This window comes from Amycolatopsis sp. NPDC003676 (assembly GCF_053587275.1).
In genome coordinates this window covers 188,506-205,143 of record NZ_JBSFNS010000001.1, presented here as the reverse complement: position 1 = coordinate 205,143, position 16,638 = coordinate 188,506, and the positions used below count along the sequence as shown (strand labels likewise).

At 69.8% G+C, this 16,638-nt stretch carries 14 protein-coding genes; 12 read left to right on the top strand and 2 right to left on the bottom strand.

The annotated features are described in order from the left end of the window. Window positions 1–19: 19 nt before the first annotated feature. The gene (locus ACWDNU_RS00930) at window positions 20–1,258 is read right to left on the bottom strand and encodes an IS110 family transposase (RefSeq protein WP_449667174.1); all 1,239 of its coding nucleotides are present in this window, start codon (window positions 1,256–1,258) and stop codon (window positions 20–22) included. A 248-nt stretch (window positions 1,259–1,506) separates the two neighbouring features. Between ACWDNU_RS00930 and ACWDNU_RS00925 the strand changes: the two genes are divergently transcribed. Then, window positions 1,507–2,667, top strand: coding sequence for a CaiB/BaiF CoA transferase family protein (locus ACWDNU_RS00925; protein ID WP_449667173.1), 1,161 nt, complete (start codon window positions 1,507–1,509; stop codon window positions 2,665–2,667). Between the two features lie 13 nt (window positions 2,668–2,680). Here ACWDNU_RS00925 and ACWDNU_RS00920 read toward each other — a convergent pair whose 3' ends face one another. Beyond that, window positions 2,681–3,667, bottom strand: a complete 987-nt coding sequence (locus tag ACWDNU_RS00920; RefSeq protein WP_370937497.1) for an AraC family transcriptional regulator — start codon at window positions 3,665–3,667, stop codon at window positions 2,681–2,683. Between the two features lie 201 nt (window positions 3,668–3,868). On the opposite strand from ACWDNU_RS00920, the gene ACWDNU_RS00915 reads away from it, so the two are divergent. From ACWDNU_RS00915 to ACWDNU_RS00865, 11 genes are all read left to right on the top strand, one after another. Continuing rightward, window positions 3,869–4,342: a MaoC family dehydratase gene (locus tag ACWDNU_RS00915; RefSeq protein ID WP_093574833.1), complete on the top strand. Its 474-nt coding sequence runs from the start codon at window positions 3,869–3,871 to the stop codon at window positions 4,340–4,342. Window positions 4,343–4,368: 26 nt separating this feature from the next. After that, a complete protein-coding gene (locus ACWDNU_RS00910) occupies window positions 4,369–6,318 on the top strand; it encodes an AMP-binding protein (protein WP_449667172.1) in 1,950 nt (649 codons plus the stop codon). Next, window positions 6,315–7,475, top strand: coding sequence for an acyl-CoA dehydrogenase family protein (locus ACWDNU_RS00905; protein WP_449667171.1), 1,161 nt, complete (start codon window positions 6,315–6,317; stop codon window positions 7,473–7,475). The genes ACWDNU_RS00910 and ACWDNU_RS00905 overlap by 4 nt, the downstream gene beginning before the upstream one ends. A 180-nt stretch (window positions 7,476–7,655) precedes the next feature. Continuing rightward, window positions 7,656–8,735: a LuxR C-terminal-related transcriptional regulator gene (locus tag ACWDNU_RS00900; protein ID WP_449667170.1), complete on the top strand. Its 1,080-nt coding sequence runs from the start codon at window positions 7,656–7,658 to the stop codon at window positions 8,733–8,735. A 92-nt stretch (window positions 8,736–8,827) separates the two neighbouring features. After that, complete coding sequence (locus ACWDNU_RS00895; RefSeq protein WP_449667169.1) at window positions 8,828–10,894, top strand: hydantoinase/oxoprolinase family protein; 2,067 nt, start codon at window positions 8,828–8,830, stop codon at window positions 10,892–10,894. 10 nt (window positions 10,895–10,904) lie between these two features. Continuing rightward, the gene (locus tag ACWDNU_RS00890) at window positions 10,905–12,830 is read left to right on the top strand and encodes a hydantoinase B/oxoprolinase family protein (protein ID WP_449667168.1); all 1,926 of its coding nucleotides are present in this window, start codon (window positions 10,905–10,907) and stop codon (window positions 12,828–12,830) included. Window positions 12,831–12,838: 8 nt separating this feature from the next. Continuing rightward, the gene (locus ACWDNU_RS00885; protein ID WP_449667167.1) at window positions 12,839–13,099 is read left to right on the top strand and encodes a hypothetical protein; all 261 of its coding nucleotides are present in this window, start codon (window positions 12,839–12,841) and stop codon (window positions 13,097–13,099) included. A gap of 5 nt (window positions 13,100–13,104) precedes the next feature. After that, complete coding sequence (locus tag ACWDNU_RS00880; RefSeq protein WP_449667166.1) at window positions 13,105–14,667, top strand: class I adenylate-forming enzyme family protein; 1,563 nt, start codon at window positions 13,105–13,107, stop codon at window positions 14,665–14,667. A gap of 30 nt (window positions 14,668–14,697) precedes the next feature. Further along, complete coding sequence (locus ACWDNU_RS00875; RefSeq protein WP_449667165.1) at window positions 14,698–15,417, top strand: hypothetical protein; 720 nt, start codon at window positions 14,698–14,700, stop codon at window positions 15,415–15,417. A gap of 13 nt (window positions 15,418–15,430) precedes the next feature. Beyond that, complete coding sequence (locus ACWDNU_RS00870) at window positions 15,431–16,234, top strand: SDR family NAD(P)-dependent oxidoreductase (RefSeq protein ID WP_449667164.1); 804 nt, start codon at window positions 15,431–15,433, stop codon at window positions 16,232–16,234. 54 nt (window positions 16,235–16,288) lie between these two features. Then, on the top strand, window positions 16,289–16,630 hold the full coding sequence (locus ACWDNU_RS00865; RefSeq protein ID WP_449667163.1) for a hypothetical protein: 342 nt from the start codon (window positions 16,289–16,291) through the stop codon (window positions 16,628–16,630). The last annotated feature ends 8 nt before the right edge of the window (window positions 16,631–16,638 follow it).

Genomic DNA, 16,638 nt, shown 5'->3' with positions numbered 1-16,638 from the left:
GTCAACCTGCAGATCGAAATCAGGCAGCGAGCTGCTGTTCGGTGGTCTGTTGGGCGCCACCGTGCAGAGTCGGATCGTAGGGTGTGCCGTTTTGCCAGCAGCGCCACATGACCCGTACCCAGGCTCGGGCCAGGATGTGGGTGGCGTGCGGGTGATCTTTGCCCGAGGCTCGTGCCCTGTTATAGATGTCGGCGGCCCAGGGACTGGCGAAGCGGGAGTTCGCGGCGAAGGTCGTGATCGCCTGGCGCAGGCGTTTGTTGCATGCCCAGCGGAACGACACGCCTCGTTGTTTGCCCGATGCCTTGGTGACCGGAGTGATCCCGGCCAGCGCGGCGATGGCATCGGGGTGGTCGAACGCGGCGCGGGCATCGCCCCATTCGGCCAGGATCTGGCCGGCGTTGATCGTGCCCGCGCGGGGGAAGGAGCGGAAGATCTCGCCGTCGGGGTGGGTATCCATCGTCTTGTTGATGGAGCGGTCCAGGTTCTTGATCGCGGTGTTGAGCGCGGCGATGACGGTGACTTGAGCGAGCACGGCATCGCGGATGCCTTGGGAAACAACGGGATCGAGCGTTCCAGCCGGCACCGAGCGCAGCCGGGCCAGCAGCATGGCGGCGGGTTTCTTTCCGGAGTAGCCCTGCTGGGCGCAGAACGCGGCCAGGCGCTTCTCCGTCAGACCGGCAGCCGCTGCGGCGGTGGGATAGGCGGTCAGAAACGCCAAGGCGATCGCGGACTCGATGTTGGCGAAGATGGCCTTGGCTCCGGGCCAGTGCACGTCCAGCAGCGCCGCGAGCTGGTTGGTGGCCGCGACCCGGGCGTCGACCAGGTCGCCGCGGGTGCGGACCACGGTGCGCAGGGCCTTGGTATGGCTGGACAGGGGCTCGGCCGGGCGCAGGCGGTGGAAGCGGACCCGCAGATAGTCGGCGATCACCTCGGCGTCGCCGGGGTCGGATTTCGCGCCGGAGAGGACCTCGGATTCCCGCCAGGTCTTGATCGCGTTGGGTTTGACCGGCAGCACAGGGTGCCCGGCCTCCAGCAGCGCGTCCACCAGACGGCCGTCGGGGCGTTCGATGGCCACTGGCACCCGCTCGATGTCACCGAGCCTGCCCAACCGGGCGGCCAGCCGGGCGAACCCGGCGGCGGTGTGCTCGACGGTGAACGCGGCGACCTTTTTCCCGGTCTGGTCAAGCACGCACACAGCGTGCTCGGCGGCAGCCCAGTCGATCCCGACGAAGAACAACGGCCCATCTTCCAGCGACAACCCCGTCGCCTCTCTGTTCGCACCATGAGGCAGGCACCAGACGGAGGCGAGGGAACCGATGGTCGAGTGGTCACTAACCGGCGCTCTATGGCGCGTCCCTCTGTCATCGATCCGCGGTTCCGGGGAAGCCGGGGGCGGCAGTGTCATCGAGGCCCACGAAGGGCGACCACTGAAGGCCGTCACCCCGGCTTCCGCCTAGTTCCTACCACAAGCCCCCTTAGCGGGCCTGCGCGAAAGAGGGTGCACTAGTGACCACCGAGACGGCCCGGACCGGACCGCTGGCCGGAGTACGGGCGGCGGTGCTCGCCGGGATGGGCCCGACGCCGTTCGCGAGCATGCTGCTGGCCGACTTGGGCGCGGAAGTCGTGCGTGTGACGCGACCGGCGCGCCGGCGGGGCCGGGCGCTCGGCCAGACCGAGGGCATGGCCGCCCGCCACGATCTCGCCAACCGGGGCGTCAGAACGGTCGAGGCCGATCTCAAGTCTCCGGAGGGCGTTCGCGCGGTGCGGCGGCTCGGCGAAGCGGCCGACGTGTTCGTCGAGGGTTACCGCCCGGGTGTCGCGGAGCGGCTCGGGCTCGGGCCGGAGGTCCTGCTGGCCGGGAACCCCGCGCTGGTCTACGCGCGGCTCACCGGATACGGCCAGTCGGGTCCGCTCGCGCAGCAGGCCGGCCACGACATCAACTACGTCGCGCAAACCGGTGCGCTGCACGCGATGGCCCGGGCAGGGGAGGCGCCGCGGCCGCCGATCAACCTGCTTGGCGACTACGCCGGCGGAGGCCTCGTCGCGGCCTTCGGCATCGTGAGCGCGCTGCTGGAAGCCCGCACGTCGGGCCGGGGCCAGGTGCTCGACGCGGCGATGATCGACGGCGTCGCGTTGCTGACCGCCAAGCTCCAAGGCTTGCGGGCGGCCGGCCGGTACTCCGACGAACCCGGCACGAACTACCTCGACTCCGGCGCTCCGTTCTACGACACCTACCGCTGCGCGGACGGCCGGTACGTCGCGGTCGGCGCGCTGGAGCCTGATTTCTACCGCGAGTTCGTCTCCCGGCTCGGCGTCGATCCGAGCGGCTGGCCGGACCAGGACGACCGTGCGGGATGGCCCCGGCTGCGCACGCTCATCGCGGCGGCGCTCGCCGGGAAGGACCGCGACGAATGGGCCCGGATCTACGCGGGCACCGACGCTTGCGTCACGCCGGTGCTCACTTTCGACGAAGCGGCCGAGCATCCGCACAACGCCGAACGGCACGTATTCGAGCGCGTCGGCGGTGTGCTCCACCCGCGGCCCGCCCCGCGCTTCAGCCGTACTCCGCCGCGCGAACCGTCCGCGCCCGACGCCGGGGTGCTGGACCTGGACCGGCTGCTGACGGCGTGGACCGCGTCCGCCGAGCCTCGCGAACAGTCGGCCTGAGCCCCGGAAGCCGTCAGCCGCACCGGCGGGCGGTTGCCGACGGCAGCACCCCGAACCGTTCGCGGTACTGGTGCGCGAATCGTCCGGGATGGAAGAAGCCCCAGCGCGCCGCGACATCGGTGACTGAGTCGGGGCCGCCGGAGAGCAGTTCCCGGTGCACTCGGTCCAGCCGGACGGCGCGCAGGTAGGCCATCGGCGATTTCCCGACCTCCTCGCGGAAACCCGCTTGCAGGGCTCGCGGGCTGATCGAGGCCATGGCGGCCAGGTCGGCGGTGGTGACGGTCTCCTCGGGGTGCCGGTCGAGGTAGTCGACGATCTCGCGGATGCGGGAACCCCGGGTGTGCGCGGGGCGGCTGTGCAGCCGGTCGCTGAGCCGGCTGGGCAGGGTCAGCAGCAGCTGGGTCATCAGCGCCGACTCGAACTCGTGGCACGCGGCCGGAACCGTCGCCAGGCCTCCGTCCCGGTTCAGTTCCGCGTACAGGAAGCTCACGGTCGCGAGAAACGCCTGCGCGGCGGGCGAACGGAGCGAAAAGGTCAGGTCGAAGTCGATCTCTTCGCGGATCGGCTGCCCGATCAGCTTCGCCGCGTGCGCCTCGAGCAGATCCTTGGGCAGCTTGACGTGGTACTGCCAGGAGTCCGCGCTCCACTGCACCAGCACCGGGGACTGCGGCACGAAAGCGACGCCCGCCTCGCCTGCGGCGAAACTGCGGCGGACGCCGTGCTGCTCCACCGTGCTGGTGCCGGTGGCGGGCAGGTTCACGTGGTAGCACAACCGCATCGGCGGGCCGACGATCGTCGTGTCCGCCCCGTAGGCCATCCGCCCGATCGTGAGATGCGGGGACGGCGCGAGATCGAGCCGGAACCGCATTCCCGCGCGGTCGGCCACGTGCACCTCGTGGCTCGCGAAGGTTCGCGTCACCTGCTCGCGGGCCGTGTCGAGGTCCGCGGTGCGGAAGGTGACCGGGCCGGGCCGCGCGGCGAGCTGCTGGTCCTCGGACATGGGCTCCTCCTCGTCTCCCGCGCCGTCGGGGGAGTACGCAGAATATATGATATTCACCTCGCGGCTGGACGGGTCAACTCGCAGAGTATATATTTTATATTCAATGAGGCGGGGCGCGGCCGAGCAACCGGTCCGAGGCCCGGCGGCACATCAACCGTGACTAAAGGCGCCGCGACCAGCGCGGCGGGGAGAGGACACCGGATGGCAGGCCTGTACTTCGAGGAGTTCGAACCGGGGATGGTCATCGACCACCCGACCCGCCGCACGGTCACCGAGGCCGACAACACGCTGTTCAGCGTCATGACGCTGAACCTGGCTCCGCTGCACCTCGACGCCGAGTACAGCAAGAACAGCATCTACGGCCAGCGCCTGGTGAACAGCTTGTTCATCCTCGGCCTCGTGTCCGGGGTGACGGTGCCGGAGACGACGCAGGGCACCACGCTGGGCAACCTCGGTTTCGAGAAGATCACCTTCCCCAAACCGGTGTTCCACGGCGACACCATCCACGTGCGCACCGAGATCGTCAGCAAGCGCGAGTCCAAGAGCCGCGGCGATTCCGGCATCGTCATGTTCCGGCACCTCGGGATCAACCAGCGCGACGAGATCGTGTGCGACGCCCTGCGCGCCGGTCTGATGCTCAAGCGGTCCGCCGACCAGGCAGCCGCACAGGCCTGAGCAGCGGTTCGGGAAAGGAAGTGGCCATGGCCGAGGACGCAGCAGGCCCTGCCTGGACGCCGCCGCGGGAGGTGCGGGACCGCAGCAGGTACCTCGCCGCCGTGCGGAAGTGGGGAGCGTCCGCCGACGCGGCGGGCGTCGCGGAGGTGAACCGGCGGGCGATCGCCGACCCGGAGTGGTTCTGGCGCGCCGTCGTCGACGACCTCGACGTCGCCTTCGCTGAACCGTTCGCCCGGGTGCTCGACGAATCCGAAGGAAAGCCGTTTCCCCGCTGGTTCCCCGGCGGCCGGATCAACGTCGCCGAACTGTGCGCGCACCGCCACGCCCGCGGCGAACTCGCCGGCAAGACCGCGGTGGTCTACGAGGGCGATTCCGGGCAGCGGCGCACGCTGACCTTCGGCGAACTGGACGAGCAGGTGCGCCGGTTCGCCGCGAACCTGGCCGTCGCCGGCGTCGCGCGAGGCGATCGGGTCGTGTTGTTCATGCCGGTCGTGCCCGAGGCGGTCGTGGCGTTCCTCGCGATCGCGATGCTCGGCGCGATCGCGGTCCCGACGTTCAGCGGCTACGCGGCCGACGCGCTCGCCACCCGGTTGCAGGATTCGGAAGCGGTCGCGCTGATCACCGCGGACGGGACCACCCGGCGGGGCAAGGAAGTCCCGCTGAAACCGGTCGCCGACGCGGCGCTGGCGGACGCGCCGTCCGTGCGCACCGTCGTCGTGGTCCGCCACCTCGGGACCGACGTGGCGATGCGGCCTGGCCGCGACGTCTATTACGACGAGCTGGATCCGTCGCCCGCGCCGGTGGACACCGCGTCGACCGAGGCGAACGACCCGCTCACCGTCGTCTACACCTCGGGCACGACCGGCCGGCCGAAGGGGATCGTGCACTCCCACGGCGGATTCGCGGTGAAGACCGCGGTCGATTTCGCCTACGGGTTCGACGTGCACGCCGACGACGTCGTCTGCTGGATCACCGATCTCGGCTGGCTCGTCGGTCCGATGCTGATGACCGGACCGCTGCAGCTCGGCGCGACCATCGTGATGATCGAAGGCCTGCCGACGCATCCCGCCCCCGACCGGATGTGGGACGTCGTCGAGCGCAACGGCGTTACCGTGCAAGGGATCGCGCCGACCGCGGCCCGTGCGTTGCGCGCCGCGCAGGAGAAGCCGGAGCACGCGCTGGCCACGCTGCGGTCGTTCGTCTCCACCGGAGAGGCGTGGGACGAGCCGACCTGGTGGTGGCTGTTCGACCAGGTCGGCAAGCGCCGGGTGCCGATCGTCAACTACAGCGGCGGCACCGAGGTCGGCGGCGGGCTGATCGTCGGTTATCCGTTCCTGCCGGGCGAAGCTGCGGCGTTCACCGGTCCGCTGCCCGGAGTGGACGCAGTGGTGCTCGACGACGCCGGGCAGCCGGTCGTCGGCGCGATCGGCGAACTGGCGGTGCGCAACACTTTCCCCGGCATGACGCACGCGTTCTGGCACGACCGCGAGCGCTACCTCGAGACCTACTGGGCGCGGTTCGACGGCATCTGGGTGCACGGCGACCTGTCCAGTGTGGACGAGCACGGCCAATGGCGGATCCACGGCCGCTCCGACGACACGCTCAAGCTGGCCGGGCGGCGTGTCGGTCCGGCCGAGATCGAGGCTGCGCTGCTGCGCGACGAGCGGATCGCCGAGGTGGCCGTGATCGGCGCCCCGGACGCACTGCGCGGCCAGCGGGCGGTGGCGTTCGCGGTGCTGCGCGCACCGGGGGCCGACCGCGGCGACCTGGCGGCGACCGCGCTCGAAAACGCGGGGAAGTCGTTCGCCCCGCAGCTGTACGTCGTGCCGACGCTGCCCAAGACCAAGAACGGCAAGATCATGCGGCGCGCCATCCGGGCGCGGTTCGTCGGGGCGCCGGTCGGCGACCTGTCGTCGCTGGACCCGGCCACGCCGCTGGAAGACATCCCAGTACTCGCGGAGGAGAACGCGCAATGACCGACCCGGAAAGCAATGTCGAGATCGTCCGGAAGGCGACGCGGGAGCTGGCCCGGAAGTTCGACCACGACTACTGGCTGGACAAGGACCGCAATCACCAGTACCCGTGGGAGTTCGTGAAGGCGTTCGCCGCGGGCGGCTGGCTGGGCGCGATGATCCCGGAGGAGTACGGCGGCATCGGCCTCGGCCTGGAAGAGGCCGCGGTGATGATGGGGGAGATCTCGGCGTCGGGCGCCGGGATGGCCGGTGGTTCGGCGATCCACTTCTACGTGTTCCCGCCCGCCCCGGTCGTGAAATACGGCTCGGAGGAGATGAAGCGGGAGTACCTGCCCAAGCTGGCGGCGGGCGAGCTGCTGATGGCGTTCGGCGTGACCGAGCCGGACGCCGGGGTGGACACGTCGCGGATCAAGACGAAGGCGACCAAGGTCGAGGGCGGCTGGAAGGTCAACGGCAAGAAGGTCTTCATCACCAATGCGCAGAACGCGCAGAAGATCCTGCTGCTGGCCCGCACCTCGCCGCGGCGGGAGGACAAGCCGCTCTACGGCATGTCGCTGTTCTTGGCGGACATGGACCGCGACGCGATCGCGGTCCGGGAGATCGAGAAGCTGGGCCGCGCGGCGATCGACACGAACGAACTGTTCATCGACGACCTGTTCGTGCCCGAGGACCGGCTGGTCGGCGAGGTGGACAAGGGCTTCTACTACCTGTTGGACGGGCTGAACCCGGAGCGCATCGTGGTCGGCATGGAAGGCATCGGCCTCGGCCGGGCGGCGCTGGACATCGCATCGGAGTACGCCAAGAACCGGGTGGTGTTCGACCGTCCGATCGGGCAGAACCAGGCGGTCGCCCACCCGCTGGCGGATTCGTGGATCCGGCTGGAGGCCGCCGAGGGCATGGTCATGCGGGCTGCGCGGCTGTTCGACGAGGGCAAGCCGTGCGGGCCGGAGGCGGCCGCGGCGAAGTATCTGGGCGCCGAGGGCGGTTTCGAGGCGTGCGACCGGGCGTTCTCGACGCTGGGCGGCTATGCGTATGCGAAGGAGTACCACGTGGAGCGGTTGTGGCGCGAGGTCCGGTTGCTGCGCAACGCGCCGTTCTCGCAGGAGATGGTGCGGAATTACATCTCGCAGCAGGTGCTCGGGCTGCCGCGCTCGTACTGAGACAGGGTGCTGTGGCGGGAAACGGCGGTACCTTCGGCGCTTAGCTGAGGGCCTCGCCGTTCCCCGCTGCTCTCTGTGCCGGGCCGCTGGGAAGGCGGCGTTTGAACCCTCGCCCTGCTGCGCATATATTGTGCATAACACGGCGGCGATGCCGTGCCTCGGAAGTACCAGAGGTGGCCGATGGACGTGGAGAACACGGTCTCGGAGGCCGCGCGGTACCGGGACTTGTGCGTGGACGTCGGGGCCGCGCTGGGGCTCGACGTGCCGGTGCCGCGGCTCGACGGTCCTTGGGCCGACGAGGCGGTCAGCGTGCTCGGGCGGCTGTGGAACGCCGTGCTGGCCGAAACGCTGCACACTGCCGAGGAAGCGGGAGTGTCCGGAACACGGCGGCGTGAGCTGGCTGAGTTGCTGGCCCGGATCCGCGCGGTCGAGGCCGAACTGGCGGAAGCGCGGCTCGCCGACCGGCATGTGCTGCTGCGCCAGGTGGCCGCGTCGCTCGCGTCGGTCCGGGACGCACAGTCCGTGGACGAATTTCTCGGCCGGGTCCCGGAGGCGGGCTGCCGGCTCGGCTTCGACCGGGTCCTGGTCTCCCGGGTGGTGGATTCGGTGTGGCGGCTGCACACGATGTGCGTTGTGCGCGAGCCGCGGTGGGCGGACGAGATCGTCGCCGTCGGGAAAGCGTCGCCGCCCGCCTTGCGCGGCGGGCTGATCGAGGCCGACGTGGTCGACCGGGCCGAAGCCCGGCTCATCTTCGACACCCAGCACAGCCGGCGCGTGGACCGCGACCTGATCCGCGTCACGAAGTCCACTTCGTACGGAATCGCGCCGTTGACGGTGCAGGGCCAGGTCGTCGGGCTGCTGCACGGCGATCGCTACCACCAAGGCCGCGACGTCGACGAAACCGACCGTGCGCTGCTCACGCTGATGGCCGAGGCGCTGAGCCATTCCCTCGGCCGCCTCACGATGCTGGAGGGCCTGGCCTTCCTGCGCGACACCGCCGACGGGTTGATGACGCGTCCGGCGGCTCTCCCCGCACCGGTCGCCCCCTCCGCGCCGAGTCCGCGGATCCCGTTGACCGCACGGGAAAACGAGGTGATGGAGCTGCTCGCGGCAGGCCGGTCCAACCGGCACATCGCGCGCGAGCTGGCGATCACCGAACGCACCGCGAAATCCCACGTCACGCAGATCCTGCGCAAGCTCGGCGTCGCCAGCCGCACGGAGGCGATCGCGCTCTGGCTGCGCGGCGGGGGACTGTCCTAAGGTCCCACTCCCTCTCGCACCCTTGTCCGATGTGACGGCGGTCGCACCGAGCACAGAATCACCTCACACACCACGACCCGTGGAGGCATGAGGTGACTGAGCAACGAGGCTCGGCAGGCTGGCTGGTCGGCATCGACGTCGGCGGGACCTTCACCGACATCATCGGGCTTGACCGCGCCACCGGGGAAATCCGGGACGGCAAGGTGCTGTCCACGAAGGAACAGGAACACGGCGTCCTCGAGGCGCTCGCCGCGATCGGCGTCGAGCCGGCCGAGGTCGCGGAGATCGTGCACGGGCACACCGTCGGCATCAATGCGCTGCTGAGCCGGGCGGGCGCGAAGACCGCGCTGCTGGCCACGCGCGGGCACCGGGACCTGCTCGACATCGGCCGGATGCACCGCGAGTTCGGCGACCGGTTCTACGACCCGACCTGGCTGCGCCCGCACCAGGAGCGGCCGATCGTGCACCGGCGCGACCGGATCGGCATCCCGGAGCGGATCGGCTACGACGGCACGGAGCTGCTGGCGCTGGACGAGGACGCCGTCCGCGCCGCCGGTCGCGATTTCGCCGCGCAGGGTGTGCAGGCGGTCGCTGTGTGCTTCATGAATTCCTACCGGGAACGCGGCCACGAGCGGCGCGCGGCGGAGATCCTCGCCGAGGAGATTCCGCACGCCTACGTGCAGACCTCGGACCTGTATCCGGTCACGAAGGAGCACGAACGGACCACGACCGTCGCGCTGGACGCGTATGTCGGCCCGGCCGTGGTCGGGTACCTGCAGCGGCTCACCGTCGCGCTGGAGGAGCGGCGGTTCGGCGGCACGCTCTGGATCATGACGACCAACGGCGGCGTCGCGACCGTGCAGGACGCGGGAAAGGCTCCGGTCTTCCAGCTCGTGTCCGGCCCGGTCGGCGGCGTGACCGGCAGCCTCCAGCTGGCGCGCGAATCGGGCAAGCACAATCTGCTGACCATGGACGTCGGCGGCACCAGCACCGACGTTGCCGCGATCGTGGACGGGCAGACCCCGCTCACCGACCTGTGGACCCTGGAGACCGGCCTGACGCTGACGCTGCCGCTGGTCGATGTGGAGAGCGTCGGCTCGGGCGCGGGCAGCATCATCGGCCCGAACGCGCTCGGGCAGGTCGCGGTCGGCCCGAAATCGGCGGGCTCCAACCCCGGCCCAGCGTGTTACGGGCGCGGCGGCACCGAGGCGACGCTCACCGACGCCTGCCTGCTGCTCGGGGTGCTCCAACCCGATCTGTTCGCGAACGGCCGGATCTCGCTGGACGTCGAGGCCGCGCGCGCCGCGCTGGCCCGGACCGGCGAGCAGTGGGGGCTTTCCGCGCTGGAGCTGGCCGAGGCCGCCTACCAGATCGCGTGCGAGGACATCGCGGCGAAGATCCGCACCATCTCGGTCTACCGGGGACTGGACGTCCGCGAGTTCGCGTTGCTGCCGTTCGGTTCGGCTGGTCCGATGCTCGCTGACCGGGTCGCGCGAATCCTCGGGCTGCACACGGTTGTCGTACCGTCGACGCCGGGTCAGTTCTCCGCACTCGGGCTGTTGCAAAGCGACCTGCGGACCACGCGGGCGCAGTCGCTGATGGTCCCGCTCACCGCCGATAACGCCAAGACGGTCGAAGCGGAATTCGCCGCCATGGAACAGAGCTTGACCGAGGAATTGGACGCGCAGGGCGTGGAACTGGCCGGGCTGGCGTTCGACCGCGCGGTCTTCGCCATGTATCGCGGGCAGACCTGGGACAACCGGCTCCCGCTCGCTCCCGGCCCGATGACGGAAGACCGCGTGCCCGGAGTGGTCGCCGACTTCCACGCGTTCTACCAGGATTCCTACGGTTTCTCCGCGGCGGAAATACCCGTCGTGGTCTCGACGCTGGAAGTGACCGCGGTGATCCCGAGGCCGAACAAGGTGCCGTCCACCGCGGCCGAGCAAGGCGAATCCCTGCTCGGCGAACGCGACTTGCGCGTGCCCGGGTCCGGGGAGACCACGAGCGTCCCGGTGCATGTCCGCGAACGGCTCGCCGCGGGCGCGGTCATCGATGGGCCAGCGATCGTCTCCGAGAAGTTCGCCACCACGGTCGTGCTCCCTGGCCGCCAGGCCCGGGTGGACGCCGACCGTCTCCTGATCATCGAAAACCAGGACTAGGAGCGCCGCCATGACGATTTCCGCGGAACCCGCCGCCGGCACGGCCGAGTTCGAGCTCGACATCCTGCGCTACGGCCTGATCGAGGTCGCCCGCGAGATGAACGAGGCGCTGATGCGCAGCGCGTTCTCCCCGGTATGCCGCGACATTCTCGACTGCACCACCGCCATCCACGTCCGCAGCGGCGACGGATGGGAGACGGTGGCGCAGTGGGAAGGCTGCATGCAGCACGCCTTCACCTCGCCGCACATCGTGAACTTCGTGATGGACGAGTTCGACCTGGACTCGCTGCAGCCCGGCGACGTCATCTTCGTCAACGACCCGTGGCGCGGCACCATCCACCAGTCCGACGTCAACCTGCTCCGGCCGGTGTTCGTGGACGGCCGGGTCGAGTTCATGCTGCATTCGACCTCGCATCTGGTCGACCTCGGCGGCCCGATCCCCGGCGGATTCTCCAACGGCACGCAGACGTCGTTCGAGGAACAGATCAAGCTGCCGCCGTCGCTGCTGTATGCCAACGACGTCCCGGTGCGGCCGTTGTTCAACTTCATCCTGGAGAACAACCGGGTGCCGCACCTCGTCCTCGGCGACTTGCGCGCCCTGCACGGCTGCCTGGTGGTGGGGGAGCGGCAGCTTCAGGCGCTCGTCGCACGCGGCGGTCTGGAGAAGGTGAAGGCGGCCGGCCGGTACGCGATCGAGGCCACCGAAGCGAGCATGCGCCGGGGCATCGCGGACATCCCGGACGGCGACTACTCCGTGGAGGATTTCCTCGACGAGGACGGCGTCACCGACGAGCCGATTCCGGTGCGCGTGACGGTAAAAGTGCGCGGTGACAGCATGGAGATCGACTTCTCCGGTTCCGGCCGGCAGCCGCTCGGCAACTGCGGCACGGCGTGGTGCGAGGCGGTGCGGTGCATCGAAGCGGTCAAGCTGATGGCCGACCCGAGCACACCGGTCAACAGCGGCACCCTCCGTCCTATCGAGACACTCCTGCCGCAGGGCAGCGTGGTGTGCGTGCTGCCGCCGTCGAGCTGCTCGAACCATGCCGACATCGGAGCCCGCGGCATCAACGCCGTCGCCAGCGCATTGAGCCAGGCTGTCGGCGACAGGGCGATCGCGTGCGACACCGGCACCGCGCTGGTGGTCAGCCTCGGCGGGATCGACACTCGCGCCGGGCACGAGGGCATGCCGTGGGGCGCGTTCGCGCTCGCCGGCGGCGGGTGGGGCGGAACGTGGAAGGAAGACGGGATTTCCTTCTGCGTCACGCCGATCGGCAACTGCCGGACCTCGGTGCAGGAGCACGTCGAGATCGAAAGCCCGTTGATCGTGGCGCAGCACGAGATGGTGCTCGACACCGCCGGAGCGGGCGAGTACCGCGGCGGGCTCGGCTCGGTGTACACGCTCACCGCGCAGTCGGACACGATGGTCACGATCACCTGCGACCGGGTGCGCGTCGGTGCGCCGGGCGCCGCCGGAGCCGGTCCGGGCGCGCCCGCGTTCGGCTGGTACATCGAGAACTTCGACCTGGCACAGCACGCGGATCCGCTCGACCTTCGCGGCACCGAACCGCTGTTCGGCATGTTCGACGACGACGGCCGCCCGGACCCGAACAACGGCGGGTTCTGCCGGGGCGCGCGGTACCAGACCGGCAAGTTCTCCGGGCTGGTGCTGAAAGCGGGCGACGCGATCCGCTTCCTGATCGGCGGAGGCGGCGGCTGGGGCGATCCGCTCGCCCGGGGCCTCGACCGGCTCGGCCGTGACCTCGCCGACGGGCTGTACAGCGAGGAATTCGCCGCCGAGGCGTTCGGTGCCGTGCTGCGCGACGGCCGGATCGACGAGACCGCGACCGCCGAGCGCCGCGCCGAACTCGCCGCCCGGCGCGACGCGGGCACCTGGTCGGTGCCGGTCGCCACGCCCGTCAACTGGATCCTGGGATAGGAGCACTCATGTCTGTCGACCGACTTCTCTTCCCCCGTCCGGAAACCCCGCGCGTGTCCGTCGAGCGGACGCCGGTGGACGCCACCTGCCCGTCGTGCGGGAGCACGGACGTCAAGCGATACGCGGTGGCCAACTATCTCGGCCCGCGCATGGTCGTGAAGTGCCAGGATTGCTTCACGCATCTGTCGGTGACCCGGCCGGAGCCCGAGGACCACTGGCCCGCGTGGCGCTCGCCGACGCGCGACTGGGCGCCCTCGCGGCTGGGGTGACACACATGTCCCCGACCCCACTGGCCCGGCTGTACACCCAGGCGTACGCCGAGTTCGCCGACCGGCCCGCGATCCGGGACTCCCGGCGCGAGCTGACCTACGGCGAACTCGGCACCCGCGCCCGGCGGATCGCCCAGGCGTTCCGGGCGCTCGGCGCGGAACGCGGCACCCGCGCGGTGCTGCTCGGGCCGAACAGCTGCGAATGGGCCGAGGCGTACCACGGGCTGGTGCTCGGCGGCGGAGTCCGCGTGGGGCTGCTGCCCCGGCTGCACCCCGCCGAGCTGGCCCAGATCGCCGCGGACGCGGAACCGGCGTTCGTGCTTGTCGACGGCGAGTGGCTCGCCGAGCACGGCACCGCGTGGATTCCGCCGCAGGTCAAGGAAATCATCGTCATCGGCGAAGGAGCCGAGGGGATCCCGTTCGAGGAGTTCGTCGCCTCCGGCTCGGACGACGAGTTGCCGCTGCCCGATGCCGACGACGATGCCTGGCTGCTCTACACGTCCGGCTCGACCGGGCAGCCCAAGGGCGTGCGGGTGCCGCACCGGACGGTCGGCGCGCTCGTCCGCAACGCCCGTGAGGTGCTGCCTCCGCTCGGCCCGGGCGACGCCGCCCTGCACACCGCGCCGATCAGCCACTTCAGCGGCGGGATCGCGGACGTGCTCACCGCGAGCGGCGGGCTGAACATCTACGCGCCGAAGTTCGACGTGGCGGAGGTCGCGGACCTTGCGGCAGGCGGCGAAGTGACCGCGCTGCCGCTGGTCCCGACCATGATCACGATGCTGCTGGAGGAACTCGCCCGGCGCGGCGCCCCGGCCGGTCGCGTCGGCAACGTCCGGATCCTGCCTTACGCGGGCTCGGCGATCCAGCCGGACCGGGCGGCCAAGGCCCGCGCGTACTTCGGCGAGGCGATGCAGCAACTGTACGGCGCGAGCGAAGCACAATTGCCGATCTCGACGCTTCGTCCGGAGGACCACGTCGAAACCCTGAACGAGCGCGGTTTGCCACGGCTGGCCTCTGCGGGCCGGGTGACCGCGCACGTCGAGGTCGAGATCGTGGACGCGGACCGTCGCCCCGTCCCGCCCGGGACGACCGGCGAGATCCGGACTCGCGGCGCGCACGTGAGCGCCGGGTACTGGCGGAAGCCGGAAGCGACGGCGGAGACCTTTGTGGACGGCTGGGTGCACACCGGCGACGTCGGCTGCCTCGACGAGCACGGGTATCTGTTCATCCTCGACCGGCGCAAGGACATGATCATCACCGGCGGGTTCAACGTGTACCCGCGCGAGATCGAGAACGTCGTCTCCGAACTGCCCGGGATCCGGGAAGTTGCCGTCGTCGGCGCGCCGGACGAGCGGTGGGGCGAGGCGATCACCGCCTTCGTCTCGGCGGAACCCGGGAACGCGGTGTCCGCCGACGGGGTGCTCGCGCATTGCCGGGCGCGGCTCGGCGGCTACAAGGTGCCGAAGAAGGTGGTCTTCGTCGAGGACCTGCCGAAGACCGGCACCGGGAAGATCCAGAAACAGATCCTGCGCGAGAAATTGTGGACCGGCCTGCAGCGCCGGGTCTGAATTCCGCGTGAACCAGAAGGAGTGAAACACGTGGCGGTGCCGAATTTCGACAACCGGAGCCTGTTCTTCGCGTGGAGCACGTACAGCACGGATTACGACACCTACGCGAAGTGGTACGACGACGAGCACATCCCGCAGGTGATGGACGTGCCGGGAATGGTGGGAGCGCAACGGTTCCTGCTCGCGGACACCAAACCGCTGCCGGGCGTGCGCGCTCTCGATTTCGGGCACCTCGCGATCTACGAGATGGAGGGCTCGGCGCAGCCGTTCCGCGAGGAGGTCAAGCGCAAGCTGATCTCGGGCGAAATGGTGCTGCCGGACTTCATGAACCAGCCGTTCCAGGCGTTGTTCCTCGACGCGGTGAGCGAACCGTTCCACACCGAACAGTTCGCGGTGGCGGAGAACCTGGACGACCGGCATCTGTTCTTCGCGTGGAGCCGCCACACTGGCGACGACGCGACTTTTGCGAAGTGGTACGACGAGGAGCACATCCCGCAGATCATGTCCGCGCCGGGAATGCTTCGCGCCCAGCGGTTCGAGGTGTCGGACCTGAAGCCGCTGCCCGGCGTCGAAACCCCGGATCTCGGTCATCTCGCGATCTACGAGATCGCCGGAGACCTCGAAGGCTTCCGCACTGAGGTGAAGCGGCAGTTGATCTCCGGCGAGATGGTGCTGCCGGACTTCATGATCCCGCCGTTCGCGGCGATGTTCCTGAAACCGGTCAGCCCGTTCTTCCCAGCCGCGAACTGACCGGGAGTTGCTCATGAGCTGTCCACCACGGCGCGCCAAGCCGGAACTCGCGCTGATCACTGGAGCTGCGGGCGGCGTCGGCTCCGCCACCGCTCGGCGGCTCGCTGAGGGCGGGGCCAAGCTGGTCGTCACCGATATCGACGAGAAACGGCTGGCAAAGGTCGCGAACGACACCGGCGCGATCGCTGTCCCGGCAGACGGCACCGACCGCGAAGCCATCCGGGCCTTGGTCGCGCGAGCGGTCGAGGAATTGGGCGGCCTGGACACGGTGATCGCGACGCAAGGCGCGGCGATCGGCGGGGGAGCGCGCCCCAAGCACGTCGACTCGTACCACCGCGCGCTCGACGTCAATCTGCACGGATCCTTCTACCTGGCCGGAGAAGTGCTCCCGCACTTGGCGGCCAGCGAAGGCTCCCTGGTCCTTTTCGCCTCGACCGCGGGATTGATCGCCGGTCCGCCCGGAGCGGCGGGCTACAGCGCGGCGAAAGCGGCGATCATCGGCCTCACCCGCTGGCTGGCCCGCGATTACGGGCCGAAAGGCGTGCGCGTCAACGCCGTCTGCCCGGGGTTCGTCCGGACCGCGCTCGCGGCAGGCAGCATGGCCCACCTCGCCGAGCGCGAAGGCATCAGCCTGGAAGAGGCTTACTCGCTGAGCGCAGCACACGTCCCGCTGCGCCGGGTCGCGGAGCCGGAGGAAATCGCGGCCTGCTGCGCGTTCCTGGCTTCGGGAGATGCCTCGATGGTCACCGGCCACGTGCTGGTCGCCGACGGCGGCGGCGCGGCGGTGGACGCCTCCACAGTGGCCTTTGACGGCTGAAGTGTCCAAGTATCCGGACAGTCGAGCGGTCAGCGCGCGCTTAGCGTTCTTCGCATGTCAACGACGACTCATGAAGAACTGGCCAAGGGCTGGATCCGCGCGCTCTCGGACGTCGAAGTGTTCTACTCGCTGTGCGCGGACGACTGCAAGGTCTGGCACAGCGCCGACGACAAGTGGATGACCGTCAAGGAAGCAGTCGACGCCGTCCACGAACGCGGCGGCCTTCCGACGTTCGAAAACTCCCGCTACACGTTGACCGAGAAGGGTTTCTTCGTGCAGACCTCGGCCACGCTGGCGGCCGCGCGGGTTCACCTGATCCAGGTGGTGACGGTGAAGGACGGCAAGGCGGTCTCGGCCGAGGAGTACATCGGCCCCGAGATGGACATCGCCGTCTAGGCGGGGAA

Excerpts from the sequence above, each read along its gene's own strand:
- ACWDNU_RS00920 (WP_370937497.1), bottom strand. The coding sequence starts at position 3,667 with ATGTCCGAGGACCAGCAGCTCGCCGCGCGGCCCGGCCCGGTCACCTTC.
- ACWDNU_RS00915 (WP_093574833.1), top strand. The coding sequence starts at position 3,869 with ATGGCAGGCCTGTACTTCGAGGAGTTCGAACCGGGGATGGTCATCGAC.
- ACWDNU_RS00910 (WP_449667172.1), top strand. The coding sequence starts at position 4,369 with ATGGCCGAGGACGCAGCAGGCCCTGCCTGGACGCCGCCGCGGGAGGTG.
- ACWDNU_RS00905 (WP_449667171.1), top strand. The coding sequence starts at position 6,315 with ATGACCGACCCGGAAAGCAATGTCGAGATCGTCCGGAAGGCGACGCGG.
- ACWDNU_RS00900 (WP_449667170.1), top strand. The coding sequence starts at position 7,656 with ATGGACGTGGAGAACACGGTCTCGGAGGCCGCGCGGTACCGGGACTTG.
- ACWDNU_RS00890 (WP_449667168.1), top strand. The coding sequence starts at position 10,905 with ATGACGATTTCCGCGGAACCCGCCGCCGGCACGGCCGAGTTCGAGCTC.
- ACWDNU_RS00885 (WP_449667167.1), top strand. The coding sequence starts at position 12,839 with ATGTCTGTCGACCGACTTCTCTTCCCCCGTCCGGAAACCCCGCGCGTG.
- ACWDNU_RS00880 (WP_449667166.1), top strand. The coding sequence starts at position 13,105 with ATGTCCCCGACCCCACTGGCCCGGCTGTACACCCAGGCGTACGCCGAG.
- ACWDNU_RS00870 (WP_449667164.1), top strand. The coding sequence starts at position 15,431 with ATGAGCTGTCCACCACGGCGCGCCAAGCCGGAACTCGCGCTGATCACT.
- ACWDNU_RS00865 (WP_449667163.1), top strand. The coding sequence starts at position 16,289 with ATGTCAACGACGACTCATGAAGAACTGGCCAAGGGCTGGATCCGCGCG.